The organism is Streptomyces griseus subsp. griseus (assembly GCF_003610995.1).
Classification (GTDB): domain Bacteria; phylum Actinomycetota; class Actinomycetes; order Streptomycetales; family Streptomycetaceae; genus Streptomyces.
In genome coordinates this window covers 1005326-1017914 of the sequence record NZ_CP032543.1, presented here as the reverse complement: position 1 = coordinate 1017914, position 12589 = coordinate 1005326, and the positions used below count along the sequence as shown (strand labels likewise).

Annotated in this window: 11 protein-coding genes and 1 pseudogene; all 12 read left to right on the top strand. The window is 70.4% G+C overall.

Features of this window, described 5'->3' with window-relative positions; translation table 11 throughout:
- Nucleotides 1-4 precede the first annotated feature (4 nt).
- Nucleotides 5-553 (top strand): hypothetical protein, encoded by a 549-nt coding sequence (locus tag D6270_RS04650; RefSeq protein WP_109166602.1) that lies wholly within the window; start codon nt 5-7, stop codon nt 551-553.
- Between the two features lie 122 nt (nt 554-675).
- Nucleotides 676-1596, top strand: a complete 921-nt coding sequence (gene pdxS, locus D6270_RS04645; protein ID WP_003970325.1) for a pyridoxal 5'-phosphate synthase lyase subunit PdxS — start codon at nt 676-678, stop codon at nt 1594-1596.
- Between the two features lie 6 nt (nt 1597-1602).
- A complete protein-coding gene (pdxT, locus tag D6270_RS04640) occupies nt 1603-2196 on the top strand; it encodes a pyridoxal 5'-phosphate synthase glutaminase subunit PdxT (protein ID WP_109166603.1) in 594 nt (197 codons plus the stop codon).
- Nucleotides 2197-2257: 61 nt separating this feature from the next.
- Nucleotides 2258-3010 (top strand): YebC/PmpR family DNA-binding transcriptional regulator, encoded by a 753-nt coding sequence (locus D6270_RS04635; protein ID WP_026242063.1) that lies wholly within the window; start codon nt 2258-2260, stop codon nt 3008-3010.
- Between the two features lie 162 nt (nt 3011-3172).
- Nucleotides 3173-3859, top strand: coding sequence for a crossover junction endodeoxyribonuclease RuvC (gene ruvC / locus D6270_RS04630; protein ID WP_109166604.1), 687 nt, complete (start codon nt 3173-3175; stop codon nt 3857-3859).
- Nucleotides 3856-4482 (top strand): Holliday junction branch migration protein RuvA, encoded by a 627-nt coding sequence (gene ruvA, locus D6270_RS04625; RefSeq protein ID WP_109166605.1) that lies wholly within the window; start codon nt 3856-3858, stop codon nt 4480-4482. Before ruvC ends, ruvA begins: the two co-directional genes overlap by 4 nt.
- Nucleotides 4483-4511: 29 nt before the next feature.
- Nucleotides 4512-5596, top strand: a pseudogene (gene ruvB / locus D6270_RS04620) (Holliday junction branch migration DNA helicase RuvB).
- A 166-nt stretch (nt 5597-5762) separates the two neighbouring features.
- Nucleotides 5763-6254 (top strand): preprotein translocase subunit YajC, encoded by a 492-nt coding sequence (gene yajC / locus D6270_RS04615; protein ID WP_109166607.1) that lies wholly within the window; start codon nt 5763-5765, stop codon nt 6252-6254.
- 150 nt (nt 6255-6404) lie between these two features.
- Nucleotides 6405-8174, top strand: a complete 1770-nt coding sequence (gene secD, locus D6270_RS04610) for a protein translocase subunit SecD (RefSeq protein WP_109166608.1) — start codon at nt 6405-6407, stop codon at nt 8172-8174.
- A gap of 1 nt (nt 8175) precedes the next feature.
- Nucleotides 8176-9285: a protein translocase subunit SecF gene (gene secF, locus D6270_RS04605; protein ID WP_109166609.1), complete on the top strand. Its 1110-nt coding sequence runs from the start codon at nt 8176-8178 to the stop codon at nt 9283-9285.
- Entirely contained in the window at nt 9285-9836 is a 552-nt protein-coding gene (locus D6270_RS04600; RefSeq protein WP_109166610.1) for an adenine phosphoribosyltransferase, read from the top strand. Before secF ends, D6270_RS04600 begins: the two co-directional genes overlap by 1 nt.
- A gap of 148 nt (nt 9837-9984) precedes the next feature.
- A complete protein-coding gene (locus D6270_RS04595) occupies nt 9985-12588 on the top strand; it encodes a RelA/SpoT family protein (RefSeq protein ID WP_109166611.1) in 2604 nt (867 codons plus the stop codon).
- The last annotated feature ends 1 nt before the right edge of the window (nt 12589 follow it).

Here is a 12589-nt window from a genome sequence, read left to right as displayed (position 1 = left end):
GACCGTGACCGTAACCCTCATCGTCTGGATCGTCGTCGCCCTCGTCGCGATCGGCGTCTACCTCAGCTGGACCGCCGGCCGCCTGGACCGTCTGCACTCCCGGATCGACGCCGCCCGCGCCGCCCTCGACGCCCAGCTCCTGCGCCGCGCCTCGGTCACCCAGGAGCTGGCCACCTCCGGCGTCCTGGACCCGGCCGCCTCCATCGTGCTGTACGAGGCCGCGCACGCCGCCCGGCAGGCCGAGGAGGACCACCGCGAGGTCGCCGAGAGCGAGCTGAGCGCCGCCCTGCGCGCCGTCTTCGGCGAACCGGCCCAGGTGGAGGCGGTGAAGGAGGTCCCCGGCGGGGAGGACGCGGCCACCGAACTGGCCGCCGCCGTACGCCGCGTACCGATGGCCCGGCGCTTCCACAACGACTCCGTGCGCGCCGCCCGGGCCCTGCGGCGGCACCGCACCGTACGGCTGTTCCGGCTGGCCGGGCACGCGCCCTTCCCGCTCGCCTTCGAGATGGACGACGCCCCACCGGTGGCCCTCGCGGACCGCCCCGGCACCTGAGCCGGGAGCGGATACAGGGCCAAAACGATCCACGGCCTCCCTATTGGCCCTTGCTGTGGACCGGTCCCACAGCGTTTGCTCGGCGATGCAGTAATTCAGCGTCCTTCACCGAGTGAGGTCCCGTGTCCACGCTTCCCAGCACCCCGCAGTCCGCCGAGTCCCCCGCCACCGGCACCGCCCGCGTCAAGCGCGGCATGGCCGAGCAGCTCAAGGGCGGCGTGATCATGGACGTCGTCGACGCCGAGCAGGCGAAGATCGCCGAGGACGCGGGCGCCGTGGCCGTCATGGCTCTGGAGCGGGTCCCGGCCGACATCCGCAAGGACGGCGGCGTGGCCCGGATGTCCGACCCCAACATGATCGAGGAGATCATCGGGGCCGTCTCCATCCCCGTCATGGCCAAGTCCCGCATCGGCCACTTCGTCGAGGCCCAGGTCCTCCAGTCCCTCGGTGTCGACTACATCGACGAGTCCGAGGTCCTCACCCCGGCCGACGAGGTCAACCACAGCGACAAGTTCGCCTTCACTACCCCGTTCGTCTGCGGCGCCACCAACCTGGGCGAGGCCCTGCGCCGCATCGCCGAGGGCGCGGCCATGATCCGCTCGAAGGGCGAGGCCGGCACCGGCAACGTCGTCGAGGCGGTCCGCCACCTGCGCCAGATCAAGAACGAGATCGCCCGTCTGCGCGGCTTCGACAACAACGAGCTGTACGCCGCCGCCAAGGACCTGCGTGCCCCCTACGAGCTGGTCAAGGAGGTCGCCGAGCTCGGCAAGCTGCCGGTCGTGCTGTTCTCCGCCGGTGGTGTCGCCACCCCGGCCGACGCCGCGCTGATGCGCCAGCTCGGCGCCGAGGGCGTCTTCGTCGGCTCCGGCATCTTCAAGTCCGGCGACCCGGCCAAGCGCGCCGCCGCCATCGTGAAGGCCACCACCTTCTACGACGACCCCAAGGTCATCGCGGACGCCTCCCGCAACCTGGGCGAGGCCATGGTCGGCATCAACTGCGACACCCTGCCCGAGTCCGAGCGCTACGCCAACCGCGGCTGGTAACCACTGATGAGCGACACCCCTGTGATCGGCGTCCTCGCACTCCAGGGCGACGTACGGGAACACCTGATCGCCCTGGCCTCGGCTGACGCCCAGGCCAGGCCGGTCCGGCGCCCCGAGGAGCTCGCCGAGATCGACGGCCTGGTCATCCCCGGCGGCGAGTCCACCACCATGTCCAAGCTGGCCGTCCTCTTCGGCATGATGGAGCCCCTGCGCGAGCGGGTGAGGGCCGGGATGCCGGTCTACGGCACCTGCGCCGGGATGATCCTGCTGGCCGGGAAGATCCTCGACCCGCGCTCCGGCCAGGAGACCGTCGGCGGCATCGACATGATCGTGCGGCGCAACGCCTTCGGCCGGCAGAACGAGTCCTTCGAGGCCGCCGTCGAGGTCGACGGCGTCGAGGGCGGTCCGGTGGAGGGCGTCTTCATCCGCGCCCCCTGGGTGGAGTCCGTCGGGGCCGAGGCCGAGGTCATCGCCGAGCACGGCGGCCACATCGTGGCCGTACGGCAGCGAAATGTCCTCGCCACGTCATTCCATCCCGAACTGACCGGCGACCATCGTGTGCACGCTCTGTTCGTGGAGATGGTGCGCGCGGTGAAGTGAGCGGACCCCGGTAGGATCTCTCGGGTTCGACTCGATTTTGGTGACGCGAAGGAGAAGGCAGATGTCCGGCCACTCTAAATGGGCTACGACGAAGCACAAGAAGGCCGTGATTGACGCCAAGCGCGGCAAGCTCTTCGCGAAGCTGATCAAGAACATCGAGGTCGCGGCGCGCTCCGGCGGCGTGGATCCCGATGGCAACCCGACCCTCGTCGACGCCATCCAGAAGGCGAAGAAGAGCTCCGTCCCCAACAAGAACATCGACTCCGCGGTCAAGCGCGGCGGCGGTCTCGAAGCGGGCGGCGCCGACTACGAGACGATCATGTACGAGGGTTACGGCCCCAACGGTGTCGCGGTGCTCATCGAGTGCCTCACCGACAACCGCAACCGTGCCGCCTCCGACGTACGTGTCGCGATGACCCGGAACGGCGGCTCCATGGCCGACCCGGGCTCCGTCTCATACCTCTTCAACCGCAAGGGCGTCGTGATCGTCCCCAAGGGCGAGCTGGGCGAGGACGACGTCCTGGGCGCGGTCCTCGACGCCGGTGCCGAGGAGGTCAACGACCTCGGTGAGACCTTCGAGGTGGTCAGCGAGGCCACCGACATGGTCGCGGTGCGCACCGCGCTCCAGGAGGCGGGCATCGACTACGACTCCGCCGAGGCCAACTTCCTGCCGACCATGCAGGTGGAGCTGGACGAAGAGGGCGCGCGCAAGATCTTCAAGCTCATCGACGCGCTGGAGGACAGCGACGACGTGCAGAACGTCTTCGCCAACTTCGACGTGTCGGACGAGGTCATGGAGAAGGTCGACGCCTGAGGCGCGATCCGGGCACGGCTCGGTGCGACCTGACGACGGGCCGACGGGGACACCCCGTCGGCCCGTCGTCTTGTCGGATGCGACGGATTGTCAGCGCGAGCCGATAGCCTGCGGGAACAGATGAACGAGTGGGCAGGGCGAGCATCAAGGACAGGGGGCTCCATGCGGGTTCTGGGCGTTGACCCGGGGCTGACCCGGTGCGGTATCGGCGTGGTCGAGGGGGTCGCGGGCCGCCCGCTGACCATGCTCGGCGTCGGCGTCGTGCGCACCCCGGCCGACGCGGAGCTCGGCGACCGGCTCGTCGCCATCGAACGCGGTATGGAGCAGTGGCTGGACGAGCACTCCCCGGGTTACGTGGCGGTGGAGCGGGTCTTCGCCCAGCACAACGTCCGTACGGTGATGGGCACCGCCCAGGCCAGTGCGGTGGCCATGCTCTGCGCCGCCCGCCGGGGCATCCCGGTCGCCCTGCACACCCCCAGCGAGGTCAAGGCGGCCGTCACCGGATCGGGCCGAGCCGAGAAGGCCCAGGTCGGAGCCATGGTGACCCGGCTGCTCAGGCTGGACGCACCCCCCAAGCCCGCCGACGCCGCCGACGCCCTCGCCCTCGCGATCTGCCACATCTGGCGGGCGCCCGCGCAGAACCGCCTCCAGCAGGCCGTCGCCGCCCACCGCACCCCGGCCGCCTCCCGTACGCAGACCACGCCCGGCATCTCCCGTACGCCCGGCGCGACCCGCACGCCGGGCAGGGCACCCGCGTCCCGTACACAGGCCACGCCTCGTACCCCCGGAGCGTCCGGCACGCCCGCCACGCCCAGCACCCCTCGCACGCTGAAAGGCCCCACTGCATGATCGCCTTCGTCTCCGGCCCGGTGGCCGCCCTCGCCCCGACCACGGCCGTCATCGAGGTCGGCGGCGTCGGCATGGCCCTCCAGTGCACCCCGCAGACCCTGACCGGCCTGCGCGTCGGCCAGGAGGCCAAGCTCGCCACCTCCCTCGTCGTCCGGGAGGACTCCCTCACCCTGTACGGCTTCGCCGACGACGACGAGCGCCAGGTCTTCGAACTGCTCCAGGCCGCCAGCGGCGTCGGCCCCCGGCTCGCCCAGGCCATGCTCGCCACCCACAGCCCCGACGCGCTCCGCCTCGCCGTCTCCACCGGGGACGAGAAGGCCCTCACGGCCGTCTCCGGCATTGGGAAGAAGGGCGCCCAGAAGCTGCTGCTGGAGCTGAAGGACCGGCTCGGCGAACCGGTCGGCGCGCACATCGGCCACCAGGGCGTCGGCACCCCCGTCACCTCGGGCTGGCGCGACCAGCTCCAGGCCGCGCTCATCGGCCTCGGTTATGCGACCCGCGAGGCCGACGAGGCCGTCAGTGCCGTGGCGCCGCAGGCCGAGGCAGCTGTCGCCGAGGGCGTGGCACCCCCCGTGCCGCAGCTGCTGCGGGCCGCCCTGCAGACTCTCAACCGCGCACGCTGACCGGCACCGAACCACCGAAGAGGCCCTTGATGAACTGGGACGAGACCGGACCCGAGACCGACGAGCCCACCGGGCCCGTCTTCGACGACCGGTTGGTCGACGCGGACGCGGACGGTGAGGACACCGCGGTCGAGGCGGCCCTGCGCCCCAAGGACCTGGACGAGTTCGTCGGCCAGGAGAAGGTCCGCGAACAACTGGACCTCGTCCTCAAGGCGGCCCGCGCCCGCGGCGCCACCGCCGACCACGTGCTGCTCTCCGGCGCCCCCGGCCTCGGCAAGACCACCCTCTCGATGATCATCGCGGCGGAGATGAACGCCCCGATCCGGATCACCTCGGGCCCCGCCATCCAGCACGCCGGCGACCTCGCGGCGATCCTCTCCTCCCTCCAGGAGGGCGAGGTCCTCTTCCTCGACGAGATCCACCGCATGTCGAGGCCCGCCGAGGAGATGCTCTACATGGCGATGGAGGACTTCCGCGTCGACGTCATCGTCGGCAAGGGCCCCGGCGCCACAGCCATCCCCTCGAACTGCCCCCGTTCACCCTGGTCGGCGCCACCACCCGGGCCGGACTCCTGCCACCCCCGCTGCGCGACCGCTTCGGCTTCACCGGCCACATGGAGTTCTACGCGCCCACCGAGCTGGAGCGCGTCATCCACCGCTCCGCCCGGCTCCTGGACGTCGGCATCGACATCGAGGGCGCCGCCGAGATCGCCGGACGTTCCCGGGGCACCCCCCGTATCGCCAACCGCCTGCTCCGCCGGGTCCGGGACTACGCCCAGGTCAAGGCCGAGGGCACCATCGACCGGGAGATCGCGGCGGCGGCGCTCAAGGTGTACGAGGTTGACGCCCGCGGACTCGATCGGCTGGACCGTGCGGTGCTCGGCGCGCTGCTCAAGCTCTTCGGCGGCGGACCCGTCGGCCTGTCCACCCTCGCGGTCGCGGTGGGGGAGGAGCGGGAGACCGTCGAGGAGGTCGCCGAACCCTTCCTCGTAAGGGAAGGACTGCTGGCCAGGACCCCGCGGGGCCGGGTCGCCACCCCCGCGGCCTGGGCACATCTGGGACTGGTCCCGCCACAGCACGGAGCAAAGGGACAACAGGGCCTGTTCGGGGCGTGATGGGTCACAGGTTCGCGTATACAGGAACCCGGGTGCCATGCTGGGCGTTGTTCCAACGATGCGGACTCGCTTAGACTCCGCCGATGCCGCCCTTAACGGTCGGTGTACCCACCCCCGTATATACAGGCCGCATTCCAGCGCGGTCGTGCGAAGGAATTCCCGTCCCGTGGATATCTTGACTCTCCTCCCCTTCATCGTGCTCATCGGGGCCATGTTCCTGATGACCCGCTCCGCCAAGAAGAAGCAGGCGGCGGCCGCGCAGATGCGCAACGACATGCAGCCCGGCACCGGCGTCCGGACGATCGGGGGCATGTACGCGACCGTCAAGGAAGTCCACGACGACACCGTGCTCCTCGAGGTCGCCCCCGGCGTGCACGCCATCTACGCGAAGAACGCGATCGGTGCCGTCCTGGACGACGCGGAGTACAACCGCATCGTGCACGGCGATGACGAGGAGCTGGACGCGGACGGCACCGTCGTCCCCGACGACGCCTCCTCGCTGACCGGTGAGCCCGACGCGGAGAAGGCGGACATCGCCAAGATCGACCTGGGCAAGGACGAGACGGCCGACGACGCCGAGACCGAGGACGCCGCGGCCAAGGACGTCAAGGACGCCAAGAGCGAGGGCAAGACCGACGGCGAGTCCGGCACCAAGTAGTTCTCACGATCCCGGGGACGTCGCGCGCCCACCGGCGCGCGGCGTCCCCGGGACCGTGCAGGTCGTCTGCGGGGGCGGGTCCCCACAACACTTCGTGGCCGCTCGGGCGCGTACCCGGCGCGGGGCGGTTGGACAGGGAGAAACAAGAAGGTGGCAGCACCCAAGAAGGGCCGAGGGCCGTCCGGCGGTCAGGGGAGGCCGGGGCGTTCCCTGGTCATGATCTTCATCGCCATGGTCGCGCTCACCGGCGGGATGTTCCTGTCCGGGCACACCACACCACGACTGGGCATCGACCTGGCCGGCGGGACGTCGATCACGCTGGAGGCGCAGAACCAGCCCGGCAAGCCCAACGCGATCAACCCGACCAACATGGACACCGCGGTCGGGATCATCGAACGGCGTGTCAACGGACTGGGCGTCTCCGAGGCCGAGGTCCAGACCCAGGGCGATCGCAACATCATCGTCAACATCCCCAAGGGGACGGACTCCAAGCAGGCCCAGGCGCAGGTCGGTACCACCGCCCAGCTCTACTTCCGGCCCGTTCTGACGGTGGCGGCGAGCGGCCCCGAGCAGCCCGCGCCCTCCGGCGCCCCGACCCCCTCGGGCAGCGCCACGCCGAGCGGCGAGGCCACCCCGAAGGCGGACGACAAGGGTGAGGAGGCCACCGGTTCGGAGGGCACCCCCTCCCCGAGCGCCACCAGCCAGGGCCGCGCGGTCACCGAGGGCCTGAAGAAGGCCCCCACCCCGACCCCCACGGACTCCGGCGAGCCCAAGCCGTCCGACACCCCCGAGGCCTCGCCCTCGGCGGACCCGGCGACGGCGAAGCTCCAGGAGGAGTTCGCCAAACTCGACTGCACCGACCCCGAGCAGCGGACGGCGGCGGGCAAGAACGCCCTGCCCACCGACTCCATCGTCGCCTGTGGCTCGAACGTCCCCGGCAGCTACGAGAAGTACATCCTCGGTCCCGCCGAGGTCTCCGGCAGCGACGTCGACGACGCCAAGGGCGCCATCGACCAGCAGACCGGCGAGTGGATCGTGTCGATGGAGTTCACCTCCGCCGGCGCCAAGAAGTTCCAGACGATCACCAGCCGGCTCTCGCAGCAGCAGCCGCCGATGAACCAGTTCGCGATCGTCCTGGACGGCGAGGTCGTCTCCGCACCCTCGGTGCGCACGGCGCTCAGCAAGAACGCCCAGATCTCCGGCAGCTTCAACCAGCAGTCCGCCGAGGACCTCGGCAACATCCTCTCCTACGGCGCGCTCCCGCTGACCTTCAAGGAGGTCAGCGTCACCACCGTGACCGCCGCCCTCGGCAGCGAGCAGCTCAAGGGCGGTCTGATCGCCGGCGCCATCGGTCTCGCGCTCGTCGTGATCTACCTGGTCGCCTACTACCGCGGGCTGGCGTTCATCGCCCTGCTGAGCCTGCTGGTCTCCGGCATCCTGACGTACACGATCATGTCCTTGCTGGGCCCGGCCATCGGCTTCGCGCTCAACCTCCCGGCGGTCTGCGGTGCCATCGTCGCGATCGGCATCACAGCGGACTCGTTCATCGTCTACTTCGAACGTGTGAGAGACGAGATCCGCGAGGGCCGCACGCTCCGCCCCGCCATCGAGCGCGCCTGGCCCCGCGCCCGGCGCACCATCCTGGTCTCCGACTTCGTGTCGTTCCTGGCGGCCGCGGTCCTCTTCCTCGTCACCGTCGGCAAGGTCCAGGGCTTCGCGTTCACGCTCGGTCTGACCACGCTGCTGGACGTCGTCGTGGTCTTCCTCTTCACCAAGCCCCTGATGACGCTGATGGGCCGGACCAAGTTCTTCTCCCGGGGCGGCCCCTGGTCCGGTCTGGACCCGAAGCGGCTCGGCGCCCAGCCGCCGCTCCGCCGCTCGCGCCGTGTCGGCGCTTCCACCGAACCGAAGGAGGCGTGAGATGTCGCGACTCGGCAATCTCGGCGCCCGGCTCTACCGAGGCGAGGTCGGTTACGACTTCATCCGCAACCGGAAGATCTGGTACGGCGTCTCGATACTGATCACCATCACGGCCATCGTCGCCGTGGCGGTCGGCGGCCTGAACATGGGCATCGAGTTCAAGGGTGGCGCGGTCTTCACGACCGACACCAAGGCCAAGATCTCCACCGCCCGGGCCACGGAGGTGGCGACCGACGCCTCCGGCCACATGGCCATCGTGCAGGAGCTCGGCAACGGCGGCCTGCGCATCCAGATCACCGAGGTCGACACCGCCAAGGCCAACGAGATCAAGGAGACCCTCTCCGACGAGCTCGGTATCCCGGCCCAGGAGATCAACGCGGACCTGGTCGGGCCCAGCTGGGGTGAGCAGATCGCCAACAAGGCCTGGACCGGTCTCGCGGTCTTCATGGTCCTGGTCGTGATCTACCTGGCCATCGCCTTCGAGTGGCGGATGGCCGTCGCCGCCCTCATCGCCCTGATCCACGACCTCACCATCACGGTCGGTGTCTACGCACTGGTCGGCTTCGAGGTCACCCCGGGCACGGTGATCGGTCTGCTGACCATTCTCGGTTACTCCCTGTACGACACGGTGGTGGTCTTCGACAGCCTCAAGGAGGGCCAGAAGGACATCACCAAGCAGACCCGCTTCACGTACAGCGAGATCGCCAACCGGTCGATCAACAGCACGCTGGTCCGCTCCATCAACACCACCGTGGTGGCGCTGCTGCCGGTGGCCGGCCTGCTGTTCATCGGTGGCGGTGTCCTCGGTGCCGGCATGCTGAACGACATCTCGCTGTCGCTGTTCGTCGGCCTCGCCGCCGGTGCGTACTCCTCGATCTTCATCGCCACGCCGCTCGTCGCCGACCTCAAGGAGCGCGAGCCGCAGATGAAGGCCCTGAAGAAGCGGGTCCTCGCCAAGCGCGCGGCCGCCGCCGCCCGGGGCGAGTCCCCCGAGAGCGACGGCCCCGAGTCCCGGTCCGACGAGACCACCGAGAGCGCCGAGACCGCGGGCGCCGTGGTGGGCCAGCGTCAGCAGCCCCGCGGCCACGGCCGCACCCCGGGGAAGCGTTGATGACCAGCACCACCGGTTCCACCAGGGAGCTGCTGCTCAGCCGGATCCGCGATGTGCCGGACTACCCGAAGCCGGGCGTGGTGTTCAAGGACATCACCCCGGTGCTGGCGGACCCGGTGGCCTTCACGGCGCTCACCGACGCCCTCGCGGAGCTGTGCGTACGGCACGGCGCCACGAAGATCGTCGGCCTGGAGGCGCGCGGCTTCATCCTGGCCGCGCCCGTCGCCATCCGGGCGGGCATCGGCTTCGTGCCGGTCCGCAAGGCCGGGAAGCTCCCCGGAGCCACGCTCGCCCAGGCCTACGAGCTGGAGTACGGCAGCGCGGAGATCGAGATCCACGCCGAGGACCTCGCCGCCGAGGACCGGATCATGGTCATCGACGACGTCCTGGCCACCGGCGGCACCGCCGAGGCCTCGCTGGAGCTGATCCGGCGGGCCGGAGCCCAGGTCGCGGGCGTCTCGGTCCTCATGGAGCTGGGCTTCCTGTCGGGCCGGGCCCGGCTGGAGCCCGCCCTGCGGGGTGCTCCGCTGGAAGCGCTGATCACGGTCTGAGGACCCCTGAGCGAGGAGGGCGGGCACCCGGGAACATCCGGGTGCCCGCGCTTCGTTCTCCAAGCTCTCACCGTCCCCGGGCGAGGACCCGCCGGGGGATCGTTACCATGGGCTCTCCGGGTACCCCGGATCCGCACGAGGAGCGCTCTTGCCAGACGAGGCCCAGTCAGCCGCCGCCCCGCAGCCCGACAAGCCCGTGGCGTCCCCCGCCACGCCCGGGAAGGCCGCGCCCTCGAACGCGCCGAAGCCCGCGCCCCCGGAGCCCGAGGCGGCACCCGCGCGCCCCCAGGCCCCCGCGAAGTCCGCCGGACCGACGGAACCGGCCACGCCCGCGAGCCGGCCGCCGAAGGCGCAGCCCGCCGAACCGGCCGCCGCACCGCAGCCGAAGCCCCCGGCCCCCGCACCCCCGGCGCCCGTGAAGCCCGCCGTCCCGGCCGGATCCGCCCCCCGCTCCGGCGGCTCCTCCAACCGGGTGCGAGCCCGCCTCGCCCGACTGGGCGTACAGCGCTCCAGCCCGTACAACCCGGTCCTGGAACCCCTGCTGCGTACGGTCCGGGGCAACGACCCCAAGATCGAGTCGGCCACCCTCCGCCAGATCGAACGCGCCTACCAGGTGGCCGAGCGCTGGCACCGCGGCCAGAAGCGCAAGAGCGGCGACCCGTACATCACGCACCCGCTCGCCGTCACCACGATCCTCGCCGAGCTGGGTATGGATCCGGCCACCCTGATGGCCGGGCTGCTGCACGACACCGTCGAGGACACCGAGTACGGCCTGGACACCCTCAAGCGCGAGTTCGGCGACCAGGTCGCCCTCCTCGTCGACGGCGTCACCAAGCTGGACAAGGTCAAGTTCGGGGAGGCCGCCCAGGCCGAGACCGTACGCAAGATGGTCGTCGCCATGGCCAAGGACCCCCGGGTCCTGGTCATCAAGCTCGCGGACCGCCTGCACAACATGCGCACCATGCGCTACCTCAAGCGGGAGAAGCAGGAGAAGAAGGCCCGCGAGACGCTGGAGATCTACGCCCCGCTGGCCCACCGGCTGGGAATGAACACCATCAAGTGGGAGCTGGAGGACCTCGCCTTCGCGATCCTCTACCCCAAGATGTACGACGAGATCGTCCGCCTCGTCGCGGAGCGGGCCCCCAAGCGCGACGAGTACCTCGCCATAGTGACCGACGAGGTCCAGTCCGACCTGCGCGCCGCCCGGATCAAGGCCACCGTCACCGGCCGCCCCAAGCACTACTACAGCGTCTACCAGAAGATGATCGTGCGAGGCCGCGACTTCGCCGAGATCTACGACCTGGTGGGCATCCGCGTCCTCGTCGACACCGTCCGCGACTGCTACGCGGCGCTCGGCACCGTCCACGCCCGGTGGAACCCGGTGCCCGGGCGGTTCAAGGACTACATCGCGATGCCCAAGTTCAACATGTACCAGTCGCTGCACACCACGGTGATCGGCCCCAGCGGCAAGCCCGTCGAGCTCCAGATCCGTACGTTCGACATGCACCGCCGCGCCGAGTACGGCATCGCCGCCCACTGGAAGTACAAGCAGGAGGCCGTGGCGGGCGCCTCCAAGGTGCGCACCGACGTCCCCAAGAACACCGGGCGAGGCCAGGACACCGTCAACGACATGGCGTGGCTGCGCCAGCTCCTGGACTGGCAGAAGGAGACCGAGGACCCCAGCGAGTTCCTGGAGTCCCTGCGCTTCGACCTCTCGCGCAACGAGGTCTTCGTCTTCACGCCGAAGGGCGACGTGATAGCGCTGCCCGCCGGCGCGACCCCCGTCGACTTCGCGTACGCCGTCCACACCGAGGTCGGCCACCGCACCATAGGAGCACGCGTCAACGGGCGGCTCGTCCCGCTCGAATCGACCCTCGACAACGGCGACCTGGTGGAGGTCTTCACCTCCAAGGCGGCCGGCGCCGGACCCTCCCGGGACTGGCTCGGCTTCGTCAAGTCGCCGCGCGCCCGCAACAAGATCCGCGCCTGGTTCTCCAAGGAGCGCCGCGACGAGGCCATCGAACAGGGCAAGGACGCCATCGCGCGGGCCATGCGCAAGCAGAACCTGCCGATCCAGCGCATCCTGACCGGCGACTCCCTGGTCACCCTCGCCCACGAGATGCGCTACCCCGACATCTCCTCGCTGTACGCGGCGATCGGCGAGGGTCATGTCGCGGCGGCCGGTGTCGTGCAGAAGCTGGTGCAGGCGCTCGGCGGCCACGACGAGGCCAACGAGGACCTCGCCGAGGCCACCCCGCCCTCCCACGGCCGCAGCAAGCGCCGCGCCAACGCGGATCCCGGCGTCGTCGTCAAGGGCGTCGAGGACGTCTGGGTCAAGCTCGCCCGCTGCTGCACGCCGGTCCCGGGCGACCCGATCATCGGCTTCGTCACCCGGGGCAGTGGCGTCTCCGTCCACCGCGCCGACTGCGTCAACGTGGAGTCGCTCTCGCAGCAGCCCGAGCGGATCCTCGAAGTGGAGTGGGCGCCCACCCAGTCCTCGGTCTTCCTGGTCGCCATCCAGGTCGAGGCGCTGGACCGCTCCCGGCTGCTCTCCGACGTCACCCGGATCCTCTCGGACCAGCACGTCAACATCCTGTCGGCGGCCGTCCAGACCTCCCGCGACCGGGTGGCCACCTCGCGCTTCACCTTCGAGATGGGCGACCCGAAGCACCTGGGCCACGTCCTGAAGGCCGTGCGCGGCGTCGAGGGCGTCTACGACGTCTACCGGGTCACCTCGGCCCGCAGGCCGTAAC

Coding starts and splice junctions, on each gene's coding strand:
- pdxT (WP_109166603.1), top strand. CDS start 1,603: ATGAGCGACACCCCTGTGATCGGCGTCCTCGCACTCCAGGGCGACGTA.
- D6270_RS04635 (WP_026242063.1), top strand. CDS start 2,258: ATGTCCGGCCACTCTAAATGGGCTACGACGAAGCACAAGAAGGCCGTG.
- ruvC (WP_109166604.1), top strand. CDS start 3,173: ATGCGGGTTCTGGGCGTTGACCCGGGGCTGACCCGGTGCGGTATCGGC.
- ruvA (WP_109166605.1), top strand. CDS start 3,856: ATGATCGCCTTCGTCTCCGGCCCGGTGGCCGCCCTCGCCCCGACCACG.
- secF (WP_109166609.1), top strand. CDS start 8,176: ATGTCGCGACTCGGCAATCTCGGCGCCCGGCTCTACCGAGGCGAGGTC.
- D6270_RS04600 (WP_109166610.1), top strand. CDS start 9,285: ATGACCAGCACCACCGGTTCCACCAGGGAGCTGCTGCTCAGCCGGATC.